23 protein-coding genes are annotated in these 26,826 nt (G+C 72.2%); 11 read left to right on the top strand and 12 right to left on the bottom strand.

What is annotated here, in order from left to right; genetic code table 11:
• Nucleotides 1–5 precede the first annotated feature (5 nt).
• From O7614_RS05745 to O7614_RS05720, 6 genes are all read left to right on the top strand, one after another.
• Entirely contained in the window at nt 6–911 is a 906-nt protein-coding gene (locus O7614_RS05745; protein WP_278137442.1) for a M56 family metallopeptidase, read from the top strand.
• A gap of 406 nt (nt 912–1,317) precedes the next feature.
• Nucleotides 1,318–2,571, top strand: coding sequence for a cytochrome ubiquinol oxidase subunit I (locus O7614_RS05740; protein ID WP_278137441.1), 1,254 nt, complete (start codon nt 1,318–1,320; stop codon nt 2,569–2,571).
• 26 nt (nt 2,572–2,597) lie between these two features.
• Nucleotides 2,598–3,605, top strand: coding sequence for a cytochrome d ubiquinol oxidase subunit II (locus tag O7614_RS05735; protein ID WP_278137440.1), 1,008 nt, complete (start codon nt 2,598–2,600; stop codon nt 3,603–3,605).
• Entirely contained in the window at nt 3,602–5,278 is a 1,677-nt protein-coding gene (cydD, locus tag O7614_RS05730; protein WP_278137439.1) for a thiol reductant ABC exporter subunit CydD, read from the top strand. The genes O7614_RS05735 and cydD overlap by 4 nt, the downstream gene beginning before the upstream one ends.
• The gene (cydC, locus tag O7614_RS05725) at nt 5,275–7,050 is read left to right on the top strand and encodes a thiol reductant ABC exporter subunit CydC (RefSeq protein ID WP_347404336.1); all 1,776 of its coding nucleotides are present in this window, start codon (nt 5,275–5,277) and stop codon (nt 7,048–7,050) included. Before cydD ends, cydC begins: the two co-directional genes overlap by 4 nt.
• 68 nt (nt 7,051–7,118) lie before the next feature.
• Nucleotides 7,119–7,793, top strand: coding sequence for a permease prefix domain 1-containing protein (locus O7614_RS05720; RefSeq protein WP_278137438.1), 675 nt, complete (start codon nt 7,119–7,121; stop codon nt 7,791–7,793).
• 52 nt (nt 7,794–7,845) lie between these two features.
• Here O7614_RS05720 and O7614_RS05715 read toward each other — a convergent pair whose 3' ends face one another.
• Entirely contained in the window at nt 7,846–8,187 is a 342-nt protein-coding gene (locus O7614_RS05715) for a helix-turn-helix transcriptional regulator (RefSeq protein ID WP_278137437.1), read from the bottom strand.
• Nucleotides 8,188–8,347: 160 nt separating this feature from the next.
• Between O7614_RS05715 and O7614_RS05710 the strand changes: the two genes are divergently transcribed.
• Together O7614_RS05710 and O7614_RS05705 are read left to right on the top strand one after the other, a co-directional pair.
• The gene (locus O7614_RS05710) at nt 8,348–9,307 is read left to right on the top strand and encodes a DNA primase (protein ID WP_278137436.1); all 960 of its coding nucleotides are present in this window, start codon (nt 8,348–8,350) and stop codon (nt 9,305–9,307) included.
• A 39-nt stretch (nt 9,308–9,346) separates the two neighbouring features.
• Nucleotides 9,347–11,773, top strand: coding sequence for a transposase (locus O7614_RS05705; protein WP_278142161.1), 2,427 nt, complete (start codon nt 9,347–9,349; stop codon nt 11,771–11,773).
• Nucleotides 11,774–12,001: 228 nt separating this feature from the next.
• Here O7614_RS05705 and O7614_RS05700 read toward each other — a convergent pair whose 3' ends face one another.
• The 4 genes from O7614_RS05700 to O7614_RS05685 all read right to left on the bottom strand — a co-directional run bounded on the left by O7614_RS05700 (nt 12,002) and on the right by O7614_RS05685 (nt 17,082).
• The gene (locus O7614_RS05700; RefSeq protein WP_278137435.1) at nt 12,002–12,595 is read right to left on the bottom strand and encodes an ATP/GTP-binding protein; all 594 of its coding nucleotides are present in this window, start codon (nt 12,593–12,595) and stop codon (nt 12,002–12,004) included.
• A gap of 1 nt (nt 12,596) precedes the next feature.
• Nucleotides 12,597–12,974: a DUF742 domain-containing protein gene (locus O7614_RS05695; protein ID WP_030329021.1), complete on the bottom strand. Its 378-nt coding sequence runs from the start codon at nt 12,972–12,974 to the stop codon at nt 12,597–12,599.
• Nucleotides 12,975–13,072: 98 nt separating this feature from the next.
• Nucleotides 13,073–13,477: a roadblock/LC7 domain-containing protein gene (locus O7614_RS05690; protein WP_030329023.1), complete on the bottom strand. Its 405-nt coding sequence runs from the start codon at nt 13,475–13,477 to the stop codon at nt 13,073–13,075.
• The gene (locus O7614_RS05685) at nt 13,474–17,082 is read right to left on the bottom strand and encodes a nitrate- and nitrite sensing domain-containing protein (protein ID WP_278137434.1); all 3,609 of its coding nucleotides are present in this window, start codon (nt 17,080–17,082) and stop codon (nt 13,474–13,476) included. The genes O7614_RS05690 and O7614_RS05685 overlap by 4 nt, the downstream gene beginning before the upstream one ends.
• A gap of 460 nt (nt 17,083–17,542) precedes the next feature.
• Here O7614_RS05685 and O7614_RS05680 point away from each other — a divergent pair, with 460 nt between their 5' ends.
• The gene (locus O7614_RS05680; RefSeq protein WP_278137433.1) at nt 17,543–17,878 is read left to right on the top strand and encodes a hypothetical protein; all 336 of its coding nucleotides are present in this window, start codon (nt 17,543–17,545) and stop codon (nt 17,876–17,878) included.
• A 5-nt stretch (nt 17,879–17,883) separates the two neighbouring features.
• Here the strand turns inward: O7614_RS05680 and O7614_RS05675 are convergent, their stop codons facing one another.
• On the bottom strand, nt 17,884–18,957 hold the full coding sequence (locus O7614_RS05675) for an adenosine deaminase (protein ID WP_278137432.1): 1,074 nt from the start codon (nt 18,955–18,957) through the stop codon (nt 17,884–17,886).
• Between the two features lie 45 nt (nt 18,958–19,002).
• Nucleotides 19,003–19,419 carry a PPOX class F420-dependent oxidoreductase gene (locus O7614_RS05670; protein WP_278137431.1) on the bottom strand — a complete coding sequence of 139 codons (417 nt, stop codon included), beginning with the start codon at nt 19,417–19,419 and terminating at the stop codon, nt 19,003–19,005.
• A 58-nt stretch (nt 19,420–19,477) separates the two neighbouring features.
• Here O7614_RS05670 and O7614_RS05665 point away from each other — a divergent pair, with 58 nt between their 5' ends.
• Together O7614_RS05665 and O7614_RS05660 are read left to right on the top strand one after the other, a co-directional pair.
• Nucleotides 19,478–19,966: a MarR family transcriptional regulator gene (locus O7614_RS05665; protein ID WP_278137430.1), complete on the top strand. Its 489-nt coding sequence runs from the start codon at nt 19,478–19,480 to the stop codon at nt 19,964–19,966.
• Nucleotide 19,967: 1 nt separating this feature from the next.
• Nucleotides 19,968–20,960, top strand: a complete 993-nt coding sequence (locus O7614_RS05660) for a putative RNA methyltransferase (protein ID WP_278137429.1) — start codon at nt 19,968–19,970, stop codon at nt 20,958–20,960.
• A gap of 2 nt (nt 20,961–20,962) precedes the next feature.
• On the opposite strand, the gene O7614_RS05655 is transcribed toward O7614_RS05660, so the two are convergent.
• From O7614_RS05655 to O7614_RS05635, 5 genes are all read right to left on the bottom strand, one after another.
• Nucleotides 20,963–21,643, bottom strand: a complete 681-nt coding sequence (locus O7614_RS05655; RefSeq protein ID WP_278137428.1) for a DUF4272 domain-containing protein — start codon at nt 21,641–21,643, stop codon at nt 20,963–20,965.
• A gap of 111 nt (nt 21,644–21,754) precedes the next feature.
• On the bottom strand, nt 21,755–23,035 hold the full coding sequence (locus O7614_RS05650) for a thymidine phosphorylase (protein WP_278137427.1): 1,281 nt from the start codon (nt 23,033–23,035) through the stop codon (nt 21,755–21,757).
• 233 nt (nt 23,036–23,268) lie between these two features.
• A complete protein-coding gene (locus tag O7614_RS05645) occupies nt 23,269–23,979 on the bottom strand; it encodes a cytidine deaminase (protein ID WP_278137426.1) in 711 nt (236 codons plus the stop codon).
• 181 nt (nt 23,980–24,160) lie between these two features.
• Nucleotides 24,161–25,441, bottom strand: a complete 1,281-nt coding sequence (locus O7614_RS05640) for an ABC transporter permease (RefSeq protein ID WP_278137425.1) — start codon at nt 25,439–25,441, stop codon at nt 24,161–24,163.
• Between the two features lie 3 nt (nt 25,442–25,444).
• Entirely contained in the window at nt 25,445–26,821 is a 1,377-nt protein-coding gene (locus O7614_RS05635) for an ABC transporter permease (RefSeq protein ID WP_278137424.1), read from the bottom strand.
• Nucleotides 26,822–26,826: the final 5 nt, after the last annotated feature.

The following is a 26,826-nucleotide window of genomic DNA, read 5'->3' as shown; positions in this document are numbered from 1 at the left end:
ACGCCGTGGCCTACGCCGTGCACTTCGCCGCGACCATGCTGGCCTGCTATCTGACGGCCCAGGTGTTGGCCCGCTCCACCTGGACGTGGCGCAGCCCCCGGGTGGCGATCATCTGCTGGCAGGCCGTCGGGTTGGCGCTGGGGCTCTCGGCGATGGGTCTGCCGATGGCCCTCGGGTTGAGCGCGTACGACCTGCCGACCGGGAGCGCGCTGCTCGCCCTGACCTCCGACCTCGCGCACGGCACCCTGCCCGTCGAGGAGACCGCCTTCCACCTGGCCGGTGTCGGGGTGGGCTTCGGCATCGGCGCGGTGCTGCTCGCCACGACGGTGCGCAGCATCCACGGCACCGTACGCGCCCAGCGCCGGCATCGGGACCTGCTGTCGCTGGTCGCCCGCAACGATCCGGCCGCGCCCGGCGCGCTCGTGCTGGATCATCCGAGCGCCGCCGCGTACTGCCTGCCTGGCGTGAAGCCGCAGGTGGTGGTCAGCGCCGGCACGCTGAGCATGCTGGACCACGCCGAGTTGGCCGCGGTGCTCAGCCACGAACGCGCGCACGCCCACGAACGGCACGATCTGGTGCTGCTGCCGTTCACCGCGCTGTGCCGGGCGTTGCCCTGGTTCGGCTGGGTCCGCGACGCCCACGAGCGGGTCGCCCTACTGGTCGAAATGCGCGCCGACGACAAGGCGCGTGAACTGCACGCCGACGCGCCGCTGGCGGGAGCACTGCGGCGGTTCGCCGCAGCCGGTCACCGGATCACCCCGGCCGGCGCGCTGGGGGTGGGCGACCGGGATCTCGACGTACGGGTACAGCGTCTGCTGGTCAGCGACCGGCCGCCCCGGGTGCTCGGTGCCGCCGCACTGGCGGTCGCCAGCACGCTGGTCGCGCTCCCGATCACCCTGTTCCTGTCCTGAGCTGACCCGGCGCCCACACGGGCCTCGCCTGGGCCCTGAGCCCCAGGCCCCGCGTCGCGCCCCCGCACCTCCTCGCCGCTCGCGCTGCACCCCCGCGCCCTCCGCGCCGCCCGTGCCGCCCGTGCCGCCCGCACCCCCGTGCCGCCCGCGCTCCCCGCGCCGCCCGCGCTCCCCGCGCCCCCCGTGCCGCCCGCCTCCGATCCCAAGATCGTGCTCGATCCAGGATCGAGTGGCATCCCAGTGCGAACGAGGCCACTACATCCAGGATCTAGCGGGATCTTCCGGGGCGCGCATCTACTACGTCATGTCGTAGAGTTAACTACGACATGACGTAGTAGACAGACGTGTAGAGAACCTACGTGTAGGGTGGCTACGACAAGGGAGCCAACACTACGGAGAGCCGGCCATGGACACCCTGCTCCTCGCCCGCCTGCAGTTCGCCACCACCACCTCGATCCACTTCCTCTTCGTGGTCGTCACGCTCGGACTGGTCACCCTGCTGGTCGCGATGCAGACCGCCGGGGTGCTCACCGGCAACCCGAAGTGGGAACGACTCACTCGCTACTGGGGCCAGCTGTACGTGATCAACTACGTGCTCGGCATCGCCACCGGCATCGTGATGGAGTTCCAGTTCGGGCTGAACTGGAGTGGCCTGTCGCGCTACGTCGGCAACGTCTTCGGCGCGCCCCTGGCGATCGAGACGCTGGTGGCGTTCTTCCTCGAATCCACGTTCCTCGGGATGTGGATCTTCGGCTGGCACCGACTCGGCAAGGGTGTCCACCTCGCGCTGCTCTGGGGTGTGGCGATCACCGCGTACGCCTCGGCGTTCTGGATCATGGTGGCCAACTCCTGGCTGCAGAACCCGGTCGGCTACGAGGTACGCGACGGCACCGCTCACCTCACCGACTTCGGCGCGCTGCTCACCAACCCCAGCCTCGGCATGGCGTTCGGGCACGTGGTCTCGGCCGCGCTGCTGGTCGGCGGGATGCTGATGGCAGCGGTCAGCGCCTGGCACCTGATCCGCCGTACGCCGGACTTCGCGTTCTTCCGCACCTCGCTACGGATCGGCCTGGTCACCGCCGCACTGGCCATCTCGATGGTGCAGAGCTTCGGGTTCGCCCAGTTCGACCCGGTCGGCGGGGTGCAGCCGACCAAGTTCGGCGGCGACAGCCCGGAGGCCCAGGCGTTGATCGCCGACTGGACCGCGCGGTTCGGCCCCGGTGACTACACCCCGCCGGCGCTGGCCAACGTCGGGCTGGGCTTCATGATCCTGATCGGCTTCACTCTCGGCTGCGTGTGGTTCCTGCTCCCCCTGCTCTTCCGCGACTGGATCATCCGACTGCGCTTCCCGCTCTGGCTGGTCCTGCTCGCCCTGCCACTGCCGTTCGTCGCGGTGATCCTCGGCTGGATCGCCCGCGAGGTCGGCCGCCAGCCCTGGGTGGCGTACGGGCTGCTCCCCACCGAGCAGGCCGTCTCCCCGGTCGGCGCGCCGGTGATGCTCACCTCGCTGATCGGGTTCAGCCTGCTGCTCGGCACCCTCGCCGTCACCAACTGGGTGCTGCTCGCCCGGCACGCGGCCCGGGGCGCGACCGACCCGGCGCTCGGCCGCCCACCCACGCCCCCGAACGAGTCGACCCACCCCGAACCCGCCCTCGTCTGAGGCACTGAGGAACCGAGGAGAAGACCGTGGACCTCGCCTGGTACGCCCTGCTCGGCCTGTTCTTCGCCGGCTACCTGGTGCTCGCCGGTTACGACTACGGGGTCGGGCTGCTGCTCGCCCGAGGCGGCGGCGCAGCGCGGCGGCGGGAGGCGCTCACCGCGCTCGGCCCGTTCTTCCTCGGCAACGAGGTCTGGCTGGTGGCCGCCGTGGGCGTCCTCTTCGGCGCGTTCCCGATGCTGGAGGGCGAGTTGCTCTCCGGCTGCTATCCGGCCGTCGCCGGCGCCCTGGTCGGCGTCATCCTGGTCACCGTCGGGGTGCAGTTGCGTAGCCGACCCGGCGACGAACGGGTCCGCGCACGCTGGGACCGCGTCGTGGTGATCGGCAGCTCACTCGCCGCACTGGGCTGGGGTGCGCTGCTCGCCGCGCTGCTTCAGGGCGTGCCCCGGCAGGCCGACGGGCACGTCGCCGGGGTGTCGCACCTGGCCACCCCGTTCGCCGCAGCCGCCGGGCTGGCCATGGTCGCGTTGGTAGCGGTACACGGCGCGACCTTCCTCGCCCTGCGCCTGCCGGCCGACGCCGCCACCGTGCTCGGGCGCACGGCCTGCCGACTGGTGCCGGTGGCGCTCAGCGCGGTCGCCCTGGCCACCGTCGTGGGCCTGCTCTCCGCCCGGGTACGCGACACCGTCCAGCGGCCAGCGGTGGCCGTACTCCTGCCGGTGCTGCTCGCGGCGGCGCTGCTGGCGGCCCGCGCGGCGCTGGCGCGGCGGCGGCCGGGGTGGGCCCTGGCCGCCACCGGCGCGGCCCTGGCGCTGCCGGTGGCGCTGGTCGGTGCCACCCTCTGGCCCTACGTGCTGGTGTCCACGACCGACCCCGGCGCCTCACTGACCGTCGCGGACGCCGCCGCGAGCGCACCGACACTGCGGCTGCTCGGCTGGGTGGCGCTACCGCTACTTCCGGCCCTACTAGGCTTCCAGGCGATGTGTTGGTGGGTTTTCCGAGGACGGACCGACGGTAGGGCACCGGTGTACTGGTGAAGCGCCGTCCGTTCGACCCGCGTCTGCTGCGCCGGGTCCCTGCGGCCCGGCGCGACCTTGCCGTGCTCGCGTTCCTGGGTGTGCTCGCCGCCGGGTTGATCGTGGCGCAGGCCACCGCCCTCGCGGCGGTGCTGGCCACCGCCTTCGACGGTCGGCTCGACCGACCGGCGCTGGGCGCCTTCGTGGTCGCGGTCGCCGCCCGCTCCGCGCTGGTCTGGGCACAGGGCACGGTCTCCGCGCGGGTCGCCGCCACGGTCAAGGCCACGCTCCGCGCCGACCTGCTCGGCGCGGTCGGCCGGCACGGGCCCGGCTGGGTGGCCGGGCAGCGGGCCGGCCAGGTCGCCACCCTGGCCGGGCGCGGCCTGGACGCACTGGACGCGTACTTCACCGGTTACCTGCCCCAGTTGGTGCTCAGCGTGACGGTGCCCGTGGCCGTGCTGGCCCGGGTCGTCTTCGCCGACTGGAGCTCGGCGGTGATCATCGCGCTGACCCTGCCGCTGATTCCGGTCTTCGGCGCGCTACTGGGCTGGCAGGCACAGGCCGCCACCGAACGGCAGTGGCGGCGGCTCTCGTTGCTCGGCGGGCACTTCCTGGACATGGTCGCCGGTCTGCCCACGCTGCGGGCGTTCGGGCGGGCCCGGGCACAGACCGACGTGGTACGCCGGATGGCCGACGGCCACCGGGTCGCCACCATGAAAACCCTGCGGATCGCGTTCCTCTCCGCGCTGGTGCTGGAGTTGGTCGCCACCCTCTCGGTGGCGCTGGTCGCGGTGCCGGTCGGCATCCGGCTGCTCGGCGGCGGGCTGGCCCTGCAGACGGCGCTGCTGGTGCTGCTCCTCACCCCGGAGGCGTACCTGCCGTTGCGGGCCGCCGGCAGCCGCTTCCACGCCAGCATGGAAGGCCTCGCCGCGCTGGACGAGGCGCTGACCGTCTCGGCCGTGCCCGTCGCACCCCGGGCCGCCGAGGGCGCCACCGTTCCGGACGCCCGGCACGAGATCCGGTTCGAGGGCGTGACAGTGGCGTACGAGCGGACCACCGCGCTGCGCGACGTCACCCTGACCATCCGGCCCGGCGAACGGATCGCCGTCATCGGCCCCAGCGGTGCCGGCAAGAGCACTCTGCTCGGCCTGCTGCTCGGCTTCGTCACCCCGACCACCGGCCGGATCACCGTGGGCGGGGTCGACCTCGCCACCGCCGACCCGGACGCCTGGCGCCGACAGTTGGCCTGGGTGCCGCAGCGCGCTCATCTTTTCGCGGCCTCGCTGGCCGACAACATCCGGCTCGGCGCACCGGACACCCCGTCGGACGCGCTCGCCACCGCGGTGCGCGATGCCGCTCTGGACGACGTGGTCGCCGGCCTACCGGACGGCCTGGACACCCTGCTCGGCGAGCGCGGTCACGGGCTGTCCAGCGGGCAGCGGCAACGGGTGGCGCTGGCCCGGGCCTTCCTGCGGGACGCGCCGGTGGTGCTGCTCGACGAACCCACCGCCCGCCTGGACACGGCGGCCGAGGCGGTGGTGCTCGACGCCGCCCGGCGTCTGGTCGCCGGGCGGACCGCGCTGCTGGTGGCACACCGGCCGGCGCTGCTCGCCGATGCCGACCGGATCCTGCGGGTGGAGGACGGTCGGGTGACGGAGCTGACCCCCGAGCCGACCGGGAAGGCGGCACGATGAGCGCGGCACACGAACCGGGCGCGGTGGCCCGCGTGGCACTCGCCGAGCGCGCCGTGCTGCGCCTGGCCCGCCCGTACCTGGGTCGGCTGGTCGGTGCCGGGCTGCTCGCGGCCGCCACCGAGTTCGCCGGGCTCGCCCTGATGGCCACCGCCACCTGGCTGTTGATGAGCGCTGCCGGCCAGCCTCCACTGGACCGGCTCACCGTGGCCATCGTCGCGGTGCGGGCACTGGCGATCGGCCGTGGTGTGTTCCGCTACACCGAACGGCTCGCCGGGCACGACGCGGTGCTCCGCATGATCACCGACGTCCGGGCTCGGGTCTTCGGCACCCTCGCGGCCCGCCGCGACGTCGCGCACCGGTCGGGGGACGTGCTGAGCCGGCTGGTCTCCGACGTCGAGGCCGTCCAGGACCTGCTGCTGCGGGTGCTGGTCCCCGGCTCGGCGGCGGCGCTGGTCGGTGTGCTGGCGGTGGCCGGGGCGGCGCTGATCTCACCGTCCGCCGCCGGGGCGCTCGCCGTCGGGGTGCTGGTCGCCGGGGTGGCGCTGCCCGCACTGGCGACCGCGGTCACCCGCCGCAGCGCGGCCCAGGTGGCCCCCCTGCGCGGCGCCCTGGCCACCGACGCGATCGACCTCACCCACGGCGCCGCCGACCTGGCCGCGTTCGGAGCGACCGACGTCGCGCTGCGCGCCGCCCAGCAACGCGCCCGCCAACTGGCCCGGTTGGAACGCCGGCTGGCCGCCACCGGGTTCGCGGTGGACGCGGCCGGTGTGCTGACCGCCGGGCTGACCGCGGCGGCGGTGGTGCTGGCCGCGCTGGCCGCCGACGTGCCGGGGGTTCTGGTGGGTGTCCTGGCCGTCGGCGCACTGGCCGCCGTCGAGGTGACGTTGGCCCTCGTCACGGCGGCGCGGCAGTGGACGCAGCTGCGCCCCGGCCTGGCCCGGGTGGCGTCCCTGCTGGATGCCGCCCCGCCGACCACACCCGGCACCGACCGGCCGGCCGACCTGGCCGGCCGGCACGAGCTGCGCTTCGTCGACGTGACAGTGCGGTACCGGGCCGGCGCGGCACCCGCCCTGGACGGTGTCAGCCTGGACCTGCCCGCCGGGCGGAGGATCGCGGTGGTCGGCCCGAGCGGCGCCGGCAAGAGCACCCTGGCCGCCGTGCTGACCGGCACCGTCCGGCCGGTCTCCGGCCGGGTCACCCTCGACGGTCACGACCTTTCGGCGTACGCCGAGGAGGCACTGCCCCGCGCGGTCGGCGGTCTGCTGGCCGAGGCGTACGTCTTCCATGCCACGGTGCGGGAGAACCTGCTCCTCGGACGGGCCGGTGCGGACGAGGAGGAGCTGACGGCGGCCACCGCCGCAGCCGGACTGCTGGAGTGGGTACGCGCCCAGCCGGCGGGCTGGGACACGCTGGTCGGCGAGGAGGGCGGGCAGCTCTCCGGTGGGCAGCGGCAGCGCCTGGCGCTCGCCCGGGCCCTGCTCGCCGCGCCGCCGGTGCTGGTGCTCGACGAGCCCACCGAAGGTCTGGATCCGGCGGCGGCGGACGCGGTGCTCGCGTCCGCTCTCGCCGCCACGCCCACCGCGCACTCGGTGCTGCTGATCACCCATCGGCTCAGCGGGCTGGCCGACCTGGACGAGATCGTCGTCCTCGACGACGGTCGGGTGATCCAGCGCGGTCGGCACGCCGAGCTGGTCGCCGTCCGGGGCTGGTACCGGGACCAGTGGATGGTCCAGGCAGCTGCCGAACGGGGTTACCTGGCGCTCGCCCCCTGACCGGGCTCCGGGGCGGACCAGGGTTGTCCCCGACGTCGGGGGTCGGGATTCCATGGCAGGGTGGTGCCATGCCGCACCCCGAGGACGTGTTGGTCGACGAGCACCTGCGGGAATTTGCCGCCCGGCTGCACGGGCCGGCGCGACTCAAGTCCGACCTGTTGACCGAGGCCCGGCACGGGCTGCTGGACGCCGTGGAGGCGTACCGCGAAAGTGGGCTGCCGCCCACCGAGGCGCAGCGCCGGGCCGTGGTCGAGTTCGGCTCACCGGCGCAGCTCCTCGCCACCTGGCAGACCGAGCTGGCGGCGGGCGCGCTGCGCGGGTTGTCCCTGCGGATGCTGGCGATCGCCGGGGTGGGGATGGTCGCCGGCGATCTGACCTGGAAAGGGTCGAGCTGGAGCGACGGCCCGCGCCCCCCGGCCGGTTACCTGCTGCTCTCGAACTCGGTCGACTGGATCTGGGCGGGCGCGCTGCTGCTCGCGGTGGCCGGTCTGCTGGTGGTCGCGGCGAGCGCCCGTTCGCCACGGCCGGGCCTCGCGCTGGCGCAGCGCGCGGTGGGCGCCGGCCTGACCGGAGTGCTGGCGCTGTCCATCCTCGCCGGCTGCGCCCTCTTCGGCTGGTCGCTCAACCTCTGGGACGCCGCGCTGCACTGGCCTCCGATGATCATCGGTGCGGTGCTGGTCGGGGGCGCCTACTTCTCGTTGACCCGTGCGGCGCGCGGTTGGCTGCTGGCCGTCGCCCGCTGAGCCACCCACCCGCTGAGGCCCACCGCCCGGCGGCTCCACCGCGCCCTGTTGGTCAGGCCGGGGTGCTGGACGGGTCGGCGGGGTCCAGAAACCGGCCGACGGTCAGTTGGAAGTCGTGCCAACCGGCGCGTTCCCCGGCCAGCGCCCGGCGGCCGGAGTCGGTGAGCTGGTACGTCCGCCGCTCCCGGCCGTTGACGGTGCTCCAGGTGCTCGCCACGTGCCCGGCGCGCTCCAGGCGACGCAACGCCGGATAGATGGTGCCGGTGGGCAGATCGAGACTGCCGTCACTGCGCTCGCGCAGCGCCTCGATGATGGCGTAGCCGTGCAGCGCGCCCTGTTCGAGAACGGCGAGCAGCAGAGCGTCGAGGTGGCCGTGCAACGCCTGGGCCTTCATGCGTAGCAACGCTACTTGTCGGACGGCCGGTTCGCCAGCGCCCACCACCAGCAGGTCGGATCCGTGCGCCAAGCGGCCACCGGGGTGCGGGCATCGGTCACCCAGGTCCGCCGACTAGGGTATGTGCCCAGAGTCACTCGCCGGTCAGAGACCCCGGCGGGTGGGCAACCCGAAGCACACGGAGGTCAGCGTGGCCCGCCAGTCGCCCCAACGGCCCGACGCCGACGAGCCCGAGCTCGACGACACCACCGGCGCGGCCCAGCCAGACGAGATCGAGGAGACCGACCGCCCAGCGGTCTCGGTCGACCGGGCGCTCTGGGACGAGCTGCGCATCGATCCGGTGGAGATCGCCCTGCCCGCCGGCACGGGCTTCACGCTGCGGGCGTACCGGCCGGCCAGCTCGCTGACCCCTACCGACGCGACCGAGCGCGACCTGGACGACCCGTTCCTCGCCCGCCGTCAGGTGGTCGAGGAGGACGAGGACGACGAGACCGTGGTCATCCTCGACGAGGACCTGGCCGAGGAGTTCGCCGACAGCGACGAGGACGAGTCGACGCGCCGCCGGGACGGCGTCGCCGGCACCCAGACCGCCGACGGCGAGGCCGACGAGGACGTCACCGACGAGGAGGACGACGAGGAGGTGCCGGTCTTCCTCAGCAACAAGGGCAAGCTGCTGCTGTTCAAGACCCCCGAGTCGTTGGTCAGTTTCATCCGGTCCGGCGCCCCCAACGATCTGTCCCAACTGGACAGCTGGAATGAATTGTCCGAACGGGTGGAGCCGGCAGATATCGCGCCACTCGACGAGGACACCTACGAACTCGACCTCGTCGTGGAGAACCTGCGTGGCGGGCACGACACCTGGGATTCGACCCTGCTGATCGAGGCCGGCGAGGTCGCTCGTGACCTCTCGTACGCATTGCGGCTGCCTGCGGTGCTCGACATGCTCTCCGCCGGCTCCAGCCTCGATGATCTGGACGAGGCGCTGCGGGCCACCGCCAAGGGTGGAATCGGCGCTTTCATGGGTCGGCGGCGGCTGAAGAAGATCGGGGCGCAGACCGCGAGTTTGGGTTGGCGGACCATTGTCGGCAAGATCTCTGCGGTGGTGGACTGGCGCGACTGACCCGTACCGGGGAGCATCAGTTGCTGGCAGAGGAAAGACCTGTCCCGGGAGGAGGACGACGCCGTGGCGCTCGTGCGCGTTTACTGCGGTCTGGCCTCGGCGGATCCGGCTGACCGACCGGCCTCCGCCGGCTCGACGCTGACGTCCGCTGTGGTCGACGACGCAGGCCGTCTGCTGCATGTCTGCGAGATCAGCGACGACGCCGCTGGCTACGCCCAGCTCGTCGCGCTGCTCGTGGAGCGGTCGGGCGGGCCGAGCGGTGCGGCCATCGCCGCCGACAGCGACGACCACACGGTCATCTCGCTGTTGAGCGCGGCGGGTCGGCCCCTGGCGATCGCCGACGACGACTCGGTGGACGACTTCGCCGAGCGGTTCGCCGACGACGACTCCCTTGAGGAGATGCAGTCGCCTCCGGCCGAACGGCGGGCCGTCGGCCTGGCCCGCGCGTTGCAGGCTGGGGCGCTCTCGGCGGTCACCCTGCCGGCGCCCCGGGATCTCGCCGGCTACAAGCAGGTGCTCTCGGCGCACGCCGCGCTGGCCAGCGGTCGGCACTCGGCGGCCGTGGCGCTGCGCGAGGTCCTCCGTGAGCTCTACCCGGCGGCCCTGCGGGCGTACCCGGACCCGGCCGAGCCCGTCTCGCTGGCGGTGCTCGACGCGCTGCCCGAGCCGGGCATGCTCGGCGGCACCGTGGCCCGCGGCCGGGAGGTGTCGGTCGCCGCCGATGCCATCGCCGCGCATCTCGCCGCCGACGGGGTCGCCGACGCCGAGGAGATCAACGAGGCGGTCACCGCCCTGCGGGTCGCCATCTCCGAAACGCCCCGCCGCGCTGCGGTCAACCGGGCACTCACCTCGGCGGTGGCCGAGACGGTCCGCCAGGCCGTCGCCTCCGTGCGGGCCTGCGACGCGGGGTTGGAAGCCCTGGTCAGTGCCCTCGGTTCACGGGCCACCACGCCTGCCCAGGCACCCGGCCGCCGTGCCGCCGCCCGCCGAGGCGAGTCGGTCGGCGAGCTGACCGGGACGACCGGCACCAGTGCCGGGCTGCGCCCGGTCCGGCCCGCCCCGCCCGCTGAGCCCGCACCCGCCGTGGGCCGGCGCAGCCGACCCGAGCCGATCCCCGGCAACGCTCCGGTGGCGTCGCCCCGCCCACTCGGGCCGCCCCCGACGGCACCGGCTCCGGTCATGCCGCCGCCGGTCGCACCCGCACCGGTGGCCCCGGCCGCGATGGCCAACCCCCCGGCGTCCACGCTTCCCAGCCGCACCGAACCGGCGCCCAGCCGGATCGACGGTCCGACCAACCGACCGGTCTCCTCGCCGCCACCCCCACCGCCGGGGATCACCCCGATCGCACCCGCGCAACGCGGCACGGTGCCTCCGGCCGAGGCGGGCGAGCCATTCCGGCCGACGCTGACCACCGCCGCGATCAACAACGCGCGGGCCGAACGGCAGCGTACGGTCATCCCGCCCCGCCCGAAGACCAACGGCGAACGGCCGAGCCACCTGCAGCGCCCGGTCGACGAGCCGCCCACCGGCGGGTTCAGCGCCACCGACCTCAGCATTCCGGTGCCGACCCCCCGACCCGGTCAGGACGCTGCTCCCCCGGGATCCCGGGCCAACTGGCCGCTTGTCAACAATCCGGAGGACCCGGCCGACAGTTCGCCGAACAACCCGGTGGCCTACTCGTACGGGGGCAGCCGCGGCATCGACGCCCCGACCGATCCGGGCCGCGCCGACGGGCGCGTGACCCCGCCCTGGTTGGCCGACGACCTGCCCCAGGAGCCACCGATGCTGCGGCTGGTGGAGCCGCCGCCGCTGGCTGACCGGGCGCTGCGCGAAGGGCTCAACCCGACTGCGGACCCGCACCTGGAGACGCCGCCGCTGCGGTTGGTCGACCGGGAGCAGGCTGCTCGCGGAGGCCGGGCGGCCGCTCGCACCGACCGTGCCGCCGAGCACCGGCCGCCCCCCATGGAGCACCGGTCGCCCACCATGGAACACCGGCCACCGCCGGTCGAGCACCGGCCACCGCCGGTCACCGACGAGGGCGACGGCGACCTGCTGATCTTCGCGCAGGCCAAGTCGGCCTGGTTCGTCGGCCAGGCCGAGGAGTCCGATCTGGACTGGTCGACCACTGCCGACACCGGCTGGCAGGCCGCGGAACAGGCCGCCCGCCCCGCGGTGGGCGCCGAGACCAACGCCGGGCTGCCGAAGCGTGTGCCTCAGGCCAATCTGGTCCCGGGCTCCCCGCTGCGCGAGGAGCGTCCATTGCGGATAGTGCGCGATGCGGCGAGTCTCGCGGAGAACACCACCGGCTACTTCCGTGGCTGGCGTCGCGGCCAGGAGATCGGCGGTTTCGCGGTGGGCGGTCGGCCCGGTCGCGAGGCGGCCGGTGGCTGGGACTTCAGCCGCGACCACGGGGACCGCGACGACGACCGGGAGTACGAGTACCGCTCCGCCGGTTACCAGTCCTGATCCTCCACGTACGGAAGCGCCCCCGGTCGATGACCGGGGGCGCTTCCGTTTGTGTGGTGGGGGCAGAGCTTCAAGGCACGGCAACGCCGCCTCCTGAAAAGCCCTGGAGAGCTACGGCCTCGGCGTGCCGGGAGCGACAGCCTCCAGGCACGTCGGAAGCGGCGTGGGGCGCGCAGGGTGCTGCGCCCGGTGGGGGCCAGAGCCACCACCGGGCGTGCGGCGTCCCGATCAGGCCGGGGCGACGGCGCGCGTACGACGCATGGTGAGCACGTACTCGACCAGCGAGATCAGCACGTGCTTCGTCGACTCCCGGTTACGGGCGTCGCAGGCCACCACCGGCACGTCGCTGGAGATCGCCAAGGCGTCCCGAACGTCCTGCGGGTCGTGGTACTGCATCCCGTCGAAGCAGTTGATCGCCACCAGGTACGGGAGGCGACGGTGCTCGAAGAAGTCGATCGCCGCGAAGCAGTCGGCCAGCCGGCGAGTGTCCACCAGCACGACCGCGCCGATGGCACCCCGAACCAGTTCGTCCCACATGAACCAGAATCGGGTCTGACCCGGCGTACCGAACAGGTACAGGATCAGGTCTCGGTCGATCGAGATCCGGCCGAAGTCCATGGCCACCGTGGTCGTCGTCTTGCCCGGCACCTGCCGGGTGTCGTCGACGCCCACACCAGCCGAGGTCATGATGGCCTCGGTGGTCAGCGGCGTGATCTCCGAGACCGAGCCGACCAGCGTCGTCTTACCGACGCCGAATCCCCCGGCGATAACGATCTTCGCCGACGTCACGCGGCCGCTCGGGCTCGGCGGGCGGTGCGACATGTCAGAGCCTGCGAAGTCCACTCAGCACCCTCTCCAGCAGTTCAGTGCCCACCGCGTCGTCGGAGTCGTCCAGGATGGTCGGCTCGTGGACCGCGACCAGGCCGTCGGTCGCCATGTCGGCGATGAGCACCCGGGCCACGCCGAGCGGGAGCTGCATCCGCGCCGCGATCTCCGCGAGCGATTGCACGCGTCCGTCACACAGCGCGGCGATGTACTGGTGTTCGCGGCCCTGGCCGCCGTTGCCATTGGCAGCGGCCCGACCGCGCACCGTCGTCTCGACGAGCGCCTCCAGCGCGATGTCGAGCCGGGGACGGGTGCGACCACGGGTCACGGCGTATGGACGGACCAACGCTCCGGTCGGTTCGTCACGATCGGCCATCTCGCCGCTCACCTCCTTCGCACCCATTACCGGCTCCCACCGGTGAAACCCGTCGTTGTTGTCGTTGCAGTTGCGCCGACCTCACGGTCGGCAAGTCGTCAACCCAGCATGCCCGCAGCCGCACGCGGCTGCGGGGTCAGCGCGTCACCGACCCGGTCGACCAGCAGCGCCATCTCGTAGCCGACCTGGCCCACGTCGGAGCTGCGAGCAGCCAACACGGCGAAGGACGAGCCATCCGAGATGGACATCAGGAACAGGAAGCCATTGTCCATCTCCACGACGGTCTGCAACACCGCGCCTCCCTCGAAGCAGCGAGCTGCCCCCTGGGTCAGGCTGACCAGACCGGACGAGATCGCGGCGAGCTGGTCGGCCCGGTCGCGTGGCAGGTCCCGTGACGACGCCAGGAGTAGGCCGTCGGCCGAGACGGCGACCGCATGCGCGACACCGGGCACCCGGTCGGCGAAGTTGGCTAGCAGCCAACCAAGATCCTGAGTAGTTGTCATCCTTCTTGCTCCTTCTGCCCGCTCCCGGCCACCGGGCCTGAGCCAGACTGCGAGGATTGCCCTCCCGAAGTCGCCTCCGGGTTGGTCGGGTTGTCCGAGGTGCTACGCCCTCGCTGCACGCCCCGGTGGTAGGCGGAGAGCAGGCCACGGACCGCCTCCGGGGAGCGCCGCTGGACCGAGGTGGTGGGCTTCTCCACCGCACCCGGCACCAACTGCGCCATCGGCTTGCGCTTCGGCAGACCGGTCGTGGTGGTCTCGCTCACCGGCGCCGCGTCAGCCGCTGCCGAGGCAGCACGCCAGCCGTCGTCGGCTGCGGTCTGCCAGCCGTTGGTCTGCGGTTGGGGCCGGCGGTTCGGCAGGCTCTCAGCAAGGCTGGGGCGGCCGCCCTCGTTCGCTGTGGAGCCGTTGCCCCGCGGCGCTCCTCCGGCCATCGGAGTGTCTGCCATCGGTGTGTTACCTGTCGTCCCGGGTGGTGTCTTGTGGACTGCCTGACCGGTGGCCTCGACGGTGGCGAACTGCTGGGTAGCGTTGTCGCCGTTCGTCGCCGGCTGGGCACCAGCGGCGCCCTCCTCCGAACCCGGGCGGCGAGTACGGAACCAGGCCGACTCGAGCTCCCGGAAGATCGGCAGCTCCATCGTCTCGTCCGCGTACCGCTGGCGGTTCTGCGCCTGCGGTTGCTGCGGAGCCGGCCGACTCTGCGGAGCTGGAGCTGGAGCCGGGGCCGGAGGCTGGACCGGCGCCGGAGGCTGGGCCGCTGCGGCCGACGGCTGTTCGCCGGGTCGCGGCACACGCGGCAGTTCCGTCGTCATGTCCAGGGCGGCGGCGAGCCGCTCGGGCACCGGCGGGGTCGCCGCGTCCCGGTCACTGTTCGGTACCGGCGGCCAGGCAGGGGGTGCCGGGGCTCCGGCGGCCTGCGCGGGTGGGGCCGACCGGGGCGCGAAGCCGCTGAACGACTGGCTGGAGGCGGGCGGCACCGAGTACGGCTGGGCCGAGTACGGCTGCCCGGACGCGGGCGACGCCGACACGGGCGAAGCGGACACCGGCGGACCGGCGTACGGCTGCCCGGAGGCCGGGGCGGCGGACACCGGCGGACCAGTGTACGGAGCACCCGAGTAGGGCTGCCCTGAATACGGCTGGCCGGACGCCGGCGAGGCGGACACCGGCGCGCCGGAGTAGGGCTGCGCGGACACCGGAGGCGCCGAGTACGGCTGCGTCTCGGGGCTGCTCGGCAGCTGTCGAGGAATGGACGGCTGCTGACCGGTGGCCGGGGCGTCGTCCCCGGCGCGACGCTGCGGCAGCGGGTCGATCCCCTGGCCGTTGGCGGGCCGCGGGGTGAACCCGTCGCCACCGTTGACGCCGTTCGCCCCGGCCGCGCCGGTCAGATCGGACCAGGCCGGCATCGAGCGGTAGCCACCGGCGTTGGCAGGGGTGCCGGATCCGTTGCGCGCGGCGGGCTCGAACGGACGACCGCCGAGGGTGACCTGGTTGCCGGACTCGCTCGGACGAGGGCCGTTGCCCAGCGCCGGCAGCGCGCCGAAGACCGGGGCGGGCCCGTTCTGCTGTGGGCCGCCGGCCGCGGGCAGTGCCGGGGGCTGCTGCACCCGACCGGAGAGCGCCCGGGGCACCAGCACCGAGGTGGGCAGGGTCACCTCGGCGACGGTCCCACGGTCGGAGCCGGGGCGCAGCTCGACCCGAACGCCGTGCCGGGACGCCAGCCGGGCGACCACGACCAGGCCCATCATCCGGGAGACTGCCACGTCCACCTGCGGCGGCGTCGCGAGCCGCTCGTTGAGGTCGTGCAGCTGGTCGGCGCTGATGCCGATGCCGCGGTCCTCGACGTAGAGCGAGGAGCGGTCGCCTACCCGGCGGGCCTCGACCATGACCTGCGAGTCGGGCGGGGAGAACGCGGTGGCGTTGTCGAACAGCTCGGCGACGAGGTGCACCAGGTCGTTGACCGCGTGCGCGGCGACCTCGATGTCGCGGTCGATGACGCCGAACTCGATCCGGGTGTAGTGCTCGACCTCGGACTGCGCGGCGCGCAGCACGTCGATGAGCGCGGCCGGCTCGCGCTGCACACGGGTGGAGTCGGCACCGGCGAGCACCAGCAGGTTCTCGTCGTTGCGGCGCATTCGGGTGGCCAGGTGGTCGAGCTGGAACAGTTCGGCCAGCCGGTCCGGATCCTCTTCGCCGCGCTCCAAGCGGTCGAGATGCCCGATGAGGCGGTCGACCAGGATCTGAGAACGGCGGGCCAGGTTGACGAACATGGTCGCGACGGAGGCGCGCAGTGCGGCCTGCTCGGCGGCCGTACGGACGGCTTCCAGGTGGACGGCGTTGAACGCCTCGGTCACCTGGCCGAACTCGTCACGGCTGCGGACCGGCAGCGGCTCGGCGATCTGGTTGGCCAGCTGCACCGGGGTGAGCTGTCCGACGACCTGCGGGTCACGCAGTCGGGCAACCGCCTGGGGCAGGCCGTACTGGGCGACGGAGAGGGCGCCCTGTCGCAGTTCGCGCAGCGAACGGGCCATGGATCGGGCGACCAGGTACGCGAAGAGGATGGCCAGCAGCAGCATGCTGAGCAGCAGGCCGGTCTCCAGGAAGACCTGGCGCTGGACGTCCGAGCGGAGGGCGTCGGCCTCGTTGACCACTTCGTTGTCGAGCTGCGTCTCGACGGTGCGGATCAGCTTCGCGTTGGCCGTCATGGCGGCTTCCCACTGGTCCGGGCCGAACGGCGCGCCACGCATGTCGCCGGTGGTGTTGCCGTCGATCCAGCCGGTGTAGTTCTGCGCCTGCCGACGGTCGCCACCCGCGACCGTCTGGTCGTGGAACTTCGCGTCGTCCGGGGTGGCCACGGCCTTGAAGCTCTGCAGCGCCTGCTGCTGGCCGGTGCCACTGGCGATGTAGTCGGTGCGCAGCGCCGGCGTGAGGCGCTTTCCGCCCTTCACGCCCAGCGCGCGGTGCACCACGACCCGGCGTACGGCGAGGAACTCCTTCTCCCGGGCGACTGCCGCGGCGGCGCGCATCCGGTCGCTCAGGTCGTTGTCACCGGCGAGCTGCGTGGCCGAGTCACGGATGGCGAGCAGGTCGGTGATCAGGCCCTCGTACGCCTGCACGGTCTCGGTGAGCGCGAGCTTCCCGTTGAACACCTGACTGCGGATGCCCGAAAGATCCTGCAGGTTCTGGTCGATGCCGTCGAGCAGACCCTCAAGGCTGCTCGGCAGGTCCTCGACCTCGGCCCGCTGTTGCCGGTAGGGGATCGCGTCCTGGTCCACCCGGGAGTTCACCCGGTTGTAGGCCTCCTGGTACTGCGCCGTCGGCTGCGTCCCGTCCGCACCCAGCAGCAGCACGGCGGCTGTCCGCTCGTCCTGCAGGCTGTCGACCAGGTCACCCGAGTAGCTCGACAGGTTCGCCAGGTCGCCGGCCCGGTTGGCATTGTTGAGCGTCTCCACGTGGTCGACCAGACCACTGGTGCCCACCACGACCGTGGCGATGGTCGGCACGATCATGATTAGACCGAGCTTGGACCAGATCGGCATGTCCCCGAGCCGGCTGGCCGGCCGGCGCAGCCGCGACAGGAGGGAGCCCGCCATCTTTGGCCGTTTGCTCACAACACCGCCCTCGCGATTACAGCTTCAACGCGTTGCCCCGGGCAACGCCCAGCGACCGACCCGGCGGGTCGGACCCCCGAGATTCCATCACGCCGGTCGGCAAGAAGAAAGCCCAGGTTGTCACCTGCCGAAGGTGTGATGAGATGTTGATGCGATTTGATAGCAGTCCGTCTGGTCGGAGTAACTGAAGGTAATGGAACATCCGCACCGCGTTGTCCTGCTCGCCGGCCCTTCGGGCTCCGGAAAGTCGTACATAGCGCAGCAAACCGGGTTGCCGGTGCTCTGCCTGGACGACTTCTACAAAGACGGCGATGACCCTACGTTGCCGCGACGAAACGGCCAGGTGGATTGGGAATCTCCCCAGTCCTGGGACGCCTCCGCGGCGGTGGAAATCATTGCCCGACTTGCTCGTGAAGGCCGAGCCGATGTGCCGGTTTATGCGATCGGTGCGGACCGACGGGTGTCCACCCGGCCATTCAATGTCGACGGATCGCCACTTTTCGTAGCCGAAGGGATCTTCGCCGCCGAGATCGTCGAGGAGTGCCGTCGCCGTGGGCTGCTCGCCGGGGCGTACGCACTGCGTCGGCCACGCGGGGCGACGTTCCTCCGCCGGCTGGCCCGTGACCTGTCCGAGCAGCGCAAGGCTCCCCGGGTGCTGGTCCGGCGGGGCGTGGCGCTGCTCCGGGCGGAGCCGGCGGTCCTGCGCCGGCAGACCGGGTTGGGCGCGGAGGCCGCCCGCGCCCGGGAGGTGCTGCGCCGGGTGGCCGGCCTACTCGCCGGCCACCCGCACGGCTGAGGTGGTCAGGCCAGCAGCTCGGCGTACGCCGGCTTGATCACCTCATCGATGATCCGCAGCCGCTCGTCGAACGGGATGAAGGCGCTCTTCATCGCGTTGATGGTGAACCACTGCAACTCCTTCCAGCCGTAGCCGAAGGTGTCCACCAACAGCGACATCTCCCGCGACATGGAGGTGCCGCTCATCAGCCGGTTGTCGGTGTTGACAGTCACCCGGAAACGCAGGTCCCGCAGCAGCCCGATCGGGTGGTCGGCGATGGAGGACACCGCCCCGGTCTGCACGTTCGAGGAGGGGCACAACTCCAGGGGGATCCGCTTGTCCCGGACGTACGCGGCCAGCCGACCCAGCGCGCCGTCGGGGGCGATGTCGTCGACGATCCGCACGCCGTGGCCGAGCCGGTCCGCACCGCACCACTGGATCGCCTGCCAGATGGAGGGCAGACCGAACGCCTCGCCGGCGTGGATGGTGAAGTGGAAGTTCTCCCGCTGCAGGTACTCGAAGGCGTCCAGGTGTCGGGTGGGCGGGAAGCCCGCCTCGGCGCCGGCGATGTCGAAGCCGACCACCCCGGCGTCCCGGTGTCGCACGGCCAGCTCGGCGATCTCCTGCGATCGGGCGGCGTGCCGCATCGCCGTGAGCAGGGTGCCCACCCGGATGGTCAGGCCCGCCTCGACGGCCTGGGCGGTGCCCTCGGCGAACCCGGCCAGCACCGCCTCGACCACCTCGTCCAGGCTGAGATCCTGCTCCAGGTGCTGCTCCGGAGCGAAACGCACCTCGGCGTAGACCACCCCGTCGCTAGCCAGGTCGAGGGCACACTCGCGGGCGACCCGCCGCAGCGCCGGTGCGGTCTGCATGACCGCCACGGTGTGCGCGAACGTCTCGAGGTAGCGCTCCAGGGAGCCGGAGTCGGCCGCCTCCGCGAACCAGCGTCCCAGCGCCTCGGGATCGGTGGCGGGCAGCTCGTGCCCCACCTCGGCGGCCAGGTCGACGATTGTCGCCGGCCGCAGCCCGCCGTCGAGGTGGTCGTGCAGCAGTGCCTTCGGAGCCTTGACGATGTCCTCGTACCGGATTGTTGCGACCATGCTCAGACCCTAGTCAGCCGGTTGCCGTCCGCCCGACCAGGCCGCTCATCCGGGCCAGCCGTAGACGCGTTCGACGGTGAGTCGGATGACCACCCGACCGTCGGCGACCATGGCGGCCCGGTACTCCGCCCAGTCGGGGTGCTCGCCACGAATGCGCCGGTAGACCTCGACCAGTTCCGCCACCGTGGCGTCGTCCTCGGTTCGGGCGGATGGGGTGACCGTGGCCATGCCGTCGGCCACCGCGTACGCACCTCCGTCACCGGTCGTCACGTGGAAGCTCGCCCGCGGGTCCCGGCGCAGGTTTCGGGCCTTGGCCCGGTCGCCGACGGTCGAGCAGCGGAGGAGACCCGGCTCGGCCAGGTAGTCGAGGTTCGACAGTTGGGGTCGGCCGTCGCGGCGCAGGGTGACCAGCACCCCGCGCCCGCGTTCACCGAAGAGCTGCCACAGATCTTTCGTTGACATGTCATCGACCGTAGGGGGTAATTCGATGACATGTCAACGATCCGGGTACGCTGGCAGCATGGACGCGCCACGGTGGCTGGACGAGCGGGAGGACCGCGCCTGGCGCGGCTACCGCCGGATGCGTCGGCTGCTCGACCTGGAGCTGGCCAGGGAACTGACCCAGGACGCCGGTCTCTCCGAGCCCGACTACGACGTGCTCTCCGACCTCTCCGAGTCAACGGAGGGCCGCCTACGCCTGCGCGACCTGGCGGATCGGATGCTCTGGTCCCGCAGCCGGCTCTCCCACCACCTCACCCGGATGCAGCAGCGTGGCCTGGTGACCCGCGAGGAGTGTGCCGACGACGCCCGGGGCTCGGTCGTCGTACTCACCCCGGCCGGTCGGCAGGCCATCGAGTCCGCCGCCCCTGGCCACGTGGCCGCCGTCCGCCGGCACCTGATCGACCTGCTCAGCCCGGCGGAGATCGACGCCCTCGGCGCGCTCACCCATCGGGTGGTCGACCACCTCGGCGGGCGCACGCCCCACCCACGGCACGATCCGGAGGCGTGACGTGGACCCCCGCATCCTCGACCGACTGCGCTGTCCGGTCTGCGGCGAGCCGCTGGCCGAGGTGACCGCCGGCACCGCCAGGGCGCTGCGCTGCCCGCGCCGGCACAGCTTCGACATCGCCCGCCAGGGTTACGTCAACCTGCTCGCCGGCCGCGCCCCGCACACCGGCGACACGGCCGAAATGATCGCGGCCCGGGCGGACTTCCAGGCCGCCGGTCACTACGACGTCATCTCCGCCGCCCTCGCCGGCGCCGCGACAGCCGCCCTCGACCGTCCAGGACTGACGAACTCCCCCCGCCCGGTGGGCTCTGCTTCGACCGAGGCGACGGTCTCCGACCCGGAGTGTCGCCTGGAGGTAAGCAGAGCAAAGGACACGACAGCAGCGGTACGGTCCGAGCCCTCGGCGCCCGACGTCGACGCGTACCCCCTGGTGGTGGATGCCGGCGCCGGCACGGGCCGCTACCTCGGCGCGGTGCTGGCGGCGCTGCCGGACGCCGTGGGTCTGGCCCTGGACGTGTCCAAGCCGGCACTGCGTCGCGCGGCCCGCGCGCATCCCCGAGCCGCCGCCGCCCTCGCCGACACCTGGCAACGGCTGCCGCTGGCGGACGCCTCGACGGCCGTGCTGCTGAACGTCTTCGCGCCGCGCAACGGCCCGGAGTTCCACCGGGTGCTCGATCCGGCCGGCACTCTGCTCGTGGTCACACCGGACAACGACCACCTCGCCGAGTTGGTGGACGCACTCGACCTGCTCCGGGTGGACCCGGAGAAGGCGGACCGGGTGACCAGCAGCCTGGGCGGGCACTTCACGCCGGTCAGCTCCACGATGCACCGGGCGGAGCTGGCGCTGACCCGGACGGAGGCCGCCAGCCTGGTCGGGATGGGCCCGAGCGCATGGCACACCGACCCCGGCGCGCTCACCGCCCGGCTGGCCGCACTGCCCGAGCCCGTCCGGGTGACAGTGGCGGTCCGGGTGGCCGCGTACCGACCTCGCTGAGCTCAGGTGGAGAGGTCGACCTCTTCCCAGCCCGGGGGCTCGTCGTGGTACGGCCCGCGCAGGACGACCGCCCACTCCAGTGCCCAGCGCCGCTGCCCGATCGCGTTCGCGTCGACCAGGCCCGGTGCCCTCCGGCCGTCGCGCTCGGTCTCCAGATAGGCCCAGTCCAGGCAGTAGTGCAGGTCGAGCAGGGCCGCCGCGTCGGCCGGGTGCTGCGGCGCGGTGAGGATCCGCGCCTGCCAGTGTGGGAAGGTCTCCCCTCCGGCGATGTGCGGCAGCCGTTCGACCAACCGTTCGTCCACGGCCAGGGTGGGGTCGAGCTGCTTGCTCAGCCCGAGCACCCAGGCCAGCGCGAAGAGCGCGTCGTGGTGCAGCACGAACGACCGGTGGTCCCCCTTGCCGCCCATCACGAACTGCCACTCCGGCGGAGTCACCATCTCCACCAGGTGTGAGCCGAGCAGCCAGCTCATGGCCGCCTGCGGGGGCATCCCGAAGCACCGGGCCAGGATCAGGTGCAGCACGGCGATCCGCGCCTCGATCTCCGCCGTGGGGCGCAACTCGATCGCGTCGCCCGGCTCCCACACCAGCGGGAACTGGGCCGGCGGCAGCGGAAGGCCGAGCCGGGACAGCTCGTCCAGACTCGCCTCGCGCACCTCACGTGGGTCGGGGGCAGCAACGCTCACGGCGGATCTTCCTGTCTGCTCGCGCCGGCGCAATGGCCGGTGGTCCCCCTTGGCCTGCGACAATAGCGCTCCCAGGTGACCGGCACCATGCCCACCCCGGCCCCGGTTCGGTCAGCCGACGCGCTCGATGACCAGCGGCGTCGACGCCGGAGCCGTCGGCGCGATACGCACGGCGGTCGCGGCCTCCGCCAACGCCGCCGGGATTCGCGTCGCGTCCTCGGCACGCAACTCGTAGAGGGCGTCACCGGCCCGCACCGGGTCACCCGGCCGCTTGTGCAGCACCACACCGGCCGGCACGCTGACCGGGTCCTCCTTGCGGGCCCGACCCGCGCCGAGCCGCCACGCCGCAACCCCCATGGCGTACGCGTCGACGGCGGCGACGTGTCCGTCCTGCTCGGCGCGAACCACCTCGACCTCGGCGGCCTCGGGCATCGGCGCGTCCGGGTCACCGCCCTGCGCCCGGATCATCGCCCGCCAGGAGTCCATCGCCCGACCGTCGCGCAACGCCGCGGCCGGGTCGACGTCCGGCAGGCCCGCGGCGTCGAGCATCTCCCGGGCCAGGGCGAGGGTCAGCTCCACCACGTCGGCCGGCCCACCGCCGGCCAGCACCTCTACCGACTCGGTCACCTCGACGGCGTTGCCGATCGCCAGGCCGAGCGGGGTGGACATGTCGGTGAGCAGGGCAACCGTCCGCACCCCGTGCGCGCCGCCCAACTCGACCATGGTGCGCGCCAGCTCGCGGGCCTGGTCGACGGACTTCATGAAGGCGCCCGAGCCCACCTTGACGTCGAGGACCAGCGCCCCGGTGCCCTCGGCGATCTTCTTGCTCATGATCGAGCTGGCGATCAGCGGGATCGCCTCCACCGTGCCGGTCACGTCGCGCAGCGCGTACAGCTTGCGGTCCGCCGGGGCGAGCCCCGCGCCCGCCGCGCAGATCACCGCGCCGACCTCGTCCAGCTGTTTGATGAACTCGTCGTTGCTCACCGTGGCCCGCCAGCCCGGGATGGACTCCAACTTGTCCAACGTGCCGCCGGTGTGCCCGAGGCCCCGGCCGCTGAGCTGCGGTACGGCCGCGCCGCACGCCGCCACCAGCGGAGTGAGCGGCAGAGTGATCTTGTCGCCGACGCCTCCGGTGGAGTGCTTGTCGACGGTCGGCCGGCGTACCGCCGAGAGGTCCAACCGCTCGCCGCTCGCGATCATCGCGGCGGTCCACCGGGCGATCTCCGGCCCGGTCATGCCGTTGAGCAGGATCGCCATCGCGAGCGCGGACATCTGCTCGTCCGCGACCGCCCCCCGGGTGTACGCGTCGACCACCCAGTCGATCTGCGCGTCCGACAGCACCCCGCCGTCCCGCTTGACCCGAATGACATCAACAGCAGCAAAAGCACTCACTCTGCGGTTCCTTCTCACGTCGTTGTGAATCCGTCCAGTGCCGTGCCAGCCGATCGGCGTCCTCATGATCGTGGCGCGGCCTCGGGCCAGCCGCTCGGGCCCCCATGATCACGCTCGAACCAGGAAGTAGTCGCCTCGTCTCGCGAGGTAGGGCACTACTTCCAGGATCAAGCACGGTCATGGGGGTGCGGGCGGCCTCGCGGTCTTGCCGTGCGGTCGCTGGCGTTTCGAGGTCAGCTGGCGGACCAGCGCACCGGGATCTCCAGCGGCGGCTCGCCCTCACCCGCCCAAAAGATGGTGCCGGTGGCGTCCACCACGACCACCCGGGGCGATCGGGCCAGACCCCAGGTGATCGCCTCGGCCGGATCGTCCCAGCTCGGCGCCTCCTCCAGCACACCGGTCTCGGCACCGGCGTCGTCCCCGGCGGAGCGTTCCCAGTACGCCGTCCAGACCTGCTGGCCGGCGGACAGGTCCGCGTGCACGAAGACGGTGCCGCGCCCGCGCCACGCGGCAAGCCGCTCCGGAACCACCGGCACCGGCGTCTCCCCGGTGACGGCCTCCAGGTCCTCCACGCCGAAGGCGTGCGGCAGCAGCTCGGCCATCCGCAGCGGGTTGCCCTTGGTCTCGATCAGGCACTCCGGGCCGCCGTGCTCCCAGAGCAGCTGCCGGCAACGCCCGCACGGCATCAACGGCTCGCCGGTGGCGTCGACGCAGGACAGCGCGAGGAGTCGACCGCCGCCGGTGGCGTGCAGGCTGGAGACCACCCCACACTCGGCGCAGAGCGTCACCCCGTACGCGGCGTTCTCCACGTTGCAGCCCACCACCACGCGGCCGTCGTCGACCAGCGCGGCGGCGCCCACCGGGAACGTCGAGTACGGCGCGTACGCGTGCCGCATCGCGTCGATGGCGGCGGCGCGCAACCGCGCCCAGTCAATGTCGCTCATGCCGCCATTCTGCCCAGGTAGCCCAGGTCAGAAGCCGTCAGGGTACGCCGACCAGCACAGACCCGCGAGGGCCGCGCTGACGCGCCAGCTTCGTCGATCATGCAGTGGTGGTGGGCGAAAGCTGGAAGTTTGCGATTTTTGTGAGGCACCACAACTCCATGATCGACGGACCGGTGGCCGGTCAGCCCTTGATGTACGGCTTGCCGTCGGCGGCCGGGGCCCGGACTCGGCCGACCAACCCGGCGACGGCCAGGATGGTCGCGAGGTAGGGCAGCATGGCCAGGAACTGGCTGGGGATCGAGCTGCTGATCGCGCCGAGGTAGGTGGCGAGCTGGTCGGCGAAACCGAAGAAGAGCGCGGCGAGCAGCGCGCCGGTCGGGTTCCACCGGCCGAAGATCAGCGCGGCGAGCGCGATGAAGCCCTTGCCGCCGATCATGTTCTTGGTGAACGAGTAGAGCGCCAGCGTGTAGGACGCACCGCCGATGCCGGCGACCACGCCGGCCAGCAGCACGTTGCGGTAGCGGACCCGCAGCACCTTGACGCCGAGCGTGTCGGCGGCGATCGGGTGCTCGCCGACCGAGCGGGTACGCAGACCCCACCGGGTGCGGAACAACCCGATGTGGATCACCAGCACCAGGAGCAGCCCGAGGTAGAGGAAGATGTTGCCGCGGAACAGCGCCGGCCCGAGCACCGGGATGTCCTTCAGCAGCGGGATCTCCCAGTTGCTGAAGCGGGGAGCGCTGTTGTACTTCGCCGCGTCGGTCTGCATCAGCCGCTCGTAGAGGAAGCCGGTGACGCCGACCGCCAGCAGGTTCAGCACGATGCCCATCACGACCTGGTCGACCAGGTAGCGGATGGCGAAGACGGCCAGCAGCAGCGAGATGAACGCGCCGCCGAGGGCGGCGGCGACCAGGCCCACCCACACGCTGCCGGAGATGCTGCCGAACAGGGCCCCGCTGAACGCGCCCATCAGCAGTTGGCCCTCGATGGCCACGTTGACCACGCCGGACCGTTCGCAGAGCACGCCGGCGAGCGCGCCGAAGATCAGCGGCAGGGCCAGGATGAACGTACCCCGGATGATGTTGACCAGCGGCATGAAGTTCTGCCCGGCTGGCGCGGCGGAGACCTGCCAGCAGAGGAACGAGAGCACGAAGGCGACAAGTCCGGCCCCGAGCACGGGAAGGAACCACCGCTTCGGCACCCCGGCGAGCAGCGCCGCGCCGGCGGCGATCGTGATGATCCCGAACAGGATCGCCCCGATCGTGCCGTTGATCTCCAGTGCGGCACCGGCCGCGTCGTCGCTGAGCGTGAACCGGGCCTGCTGGTCGGTGGCGAGCGCGCCGAAGAGCACCGCCGCCAGCAGGCCGAGCGCCAGCAACGTGAGGCCGACCTTGCGGCTACGGGTCCAGAAGCCCTCGTCGACCGGCGCGACGGCGATGTCGGGGACAGCCATGGTGGACATGAGTTACCAGCCCTTCGCCAGGCTCGTCTGCAACCGGGTGGCGCGTGCGGCCCGGAGCTGGAAGATCGCCTTCACCAGGGCCGGCGCGGCGATGAAGATGACGATCAGCGCCTGGAGCACTGTCACCAGCTCCAGCGAGATCCCGGAGTACGACTGCATCCGGTTGCCACCGGCCTGCAACGCCCCGAACAGCAGCGCGGCCAGCAGCACTCCCCAGGGCTTCACCCGTCCGAGTAGCGCCACCAGGATGCCGTCGAAGCCGATCTGCGCGACCACCAGCGGGGTCAAGGCGCTGGCGGTGGAGCCGAGCACCATGTTCGAGCCGCCGAGGCCAGCCAGGATGCCGGCGAAGACCATGATCAGGATGTACGTCTTGGTGACGCTGATGCCGGCGGTACGTGCGGCGTCCGGGTTGGCGCCGACCGCCCGCAGCTCGAAGCCGAGCGTCGATCGGTTCAGCAGCCAGGCGACCGCCCAGGTGGCCAGGACGGCGAGCAGGATGCCGGCGTGCACCCGCAGGTTGTCGCCGAGCAGTCGGGGCAGCTGGGCGGAGGTGTCCACCGCCTTGCTGATCGCGTCGGTACGGGTCGGGTCCTGCACGCCGTTCTGCACGATCAACCAGGTGAGGAAGTACGTGGCGACGTAGTTGAGCATGATCGTGTTGATCACCTCGTGCGCGCCCGCGCGGGCCTTGAGGATGCCGGGGATGAAACCCCAGATCGCCCCACCCAACGCGCCGGCCAGCACCGCCACCAGCAGGTGCAGACCGGGCGGCAGCGGCAGCAGGAAGCCGGCCAGCGCCGCCATGATCACGCCGATGGTGGCCTGACCCTGCGCACCGATGTTGAACAGGCCGCCCCGGAAGGCCAGCGCCACCGACAGGCCGGTGAAGACCAGCGGCGCGCTGTAGGTGAGCGTCTCGGAGATCGGCGCGAGCACCGGCTGCCACCCGTTGGTGCCGTTCAACCAACCGGTGAACGCCTCAGGGTCGAAGACCGAGCCCTTGAACAGGTTCGCGTACGCCTCGCTGACCAGCGTCCAGCTGGAATTGATCGCGTCGGACGGGCGAGAGGTGATGTACGAGTACGTGGACAGCACCGCCGGATCAGAGATGATCATCAGCACCGCGCCGACCACGATCGCCAGCACCAACGACAGCAGGGTCACCGTGAAGGTGTTGGCCGCCCACAGGTTGTCCAGGAACAACCGGCCCAGGCTGGGCTTCGGCTCCGGGTTCTGCTCCGCCGTCGACGCCGAGCGCTCCGGCTGGGTCGCCACCTCGGCCCGTTCGGTGTTGCCGAGCGCGTCCTGCGCGGCCTGCGCCTCGCCCGCCGGCTCCTTGTCCGGCGAGCCCGACTGCGGGTTGGGGGAGTCGCTCATGCCGT

The sequence above is a fragment of the Micromonospora sp. WMMD961 genome, from assembly GCF_029626145.1.
Lineage (GTDB): Bacteria > Actinomycetota > Actinomycetes > Mycobacteriales > Micromonosporaceae > Micromonospora.
Note: the sequence above shows the minus strand (reverse complement) of the source record. Positions and strands in the feature narration are given on the sequence as shown.

Excerpts from the sequence above, each read along its gene's own strand:
- O7614_RS05740 (WP_278137441.1), top strand. The coding sequence starts at position 1,318 with ATGGACACCCTGCTCCTCGCCCGCCTGCAGTTCGCCACCACCACCTCG.
- cydC (WP_347404336.1), top strand. The coding sequence starts at position 5,275 with ATGAGCGCGGCACACGAACCGGGCGCGGTGGCCCGCGTGGCACTCGCC.
- O7614_RS05720 (WP_278137438.1), top strand. The coding sequence starts at position 7,119 with ATGCCGCACCCCGAGGACGTGTTGGTCGACGAGCACCTGCGGGAATTT.
- O7614_RS05715 (WP_278137437.1), bottom strand. The coding sequence starts at position 8,187 with ATGAAGGCCCAGGCGTTGCACGGCCACCTCGACGCTCTGCTGCTCGCC.
- O7614_RS05700 (WP_278137435.1), bottom strand. The coding sequence starts at position 12,595 with ATGTCGCACCGCCCGCCGAGCCCGAGCGGCCGCGTGACGTCGGCGAAG.
- O7614_RS05695 (WP_030329021.1), bottom strand. The coding sequence starts at position 12,974 with ATGGCCGATCGTGACGAACCGACCGGAGCGTTGGTCCGTCCATACGCC.
- O7614_RS05690 (WP_030329023.1), bottom strand. The coding sequence starts at position 13,477 with ATGACAACTACTCAGGATCTTGGTTGGCTGCTAGCCAACTTCGCCGAC.
- O7614_RS05675 (WP_278137432.1), bottom strand. The coding sequence starts at position 18,957 with ATGGTCGCAACAATCCGGTACGAGGACATCGTCAAGGCTCCGAAGGCA.
- O7614_RS05670 (WP_278137431.1), bottom strand. The coding sequence starts at position 19,419 with ATGTCAACGAAAGATCTGTGGCAGCTCTTCGGTGAACGCGGGCGCGGG.
- O7614_RS05665 (WP_278137430.1), top strand. The coding sequence starts at position 19,478 with ATGGACGCGCCACGGTGGCTGGACGAGCGGGAGGACCGCGCCTGGCGC.
- O7614_RS05645 (WP_278137426.1), bottom strand. The coding sequence starts at position 23,979 with ATGAGCGACATTGACTGGGCGCGGTTGCGCGCCGCCGCCATCGACGCG.
- O7614_RS05640 (WP_278137425.1), bottom strand. The coding sequence starts at position 25,441 with ATGTCCACCATGGCTGTCCCCGACATCGCCGTCGCGCCGGTCGACGAG.
- O7614_RS05635 (WP_278137424.1), bottom strand. The coding sequence starts at position 26,821 with ATGAGCGACTCCCCCAACCCGCAGTCGGGCTCGCCGGACAAGGAGCCG.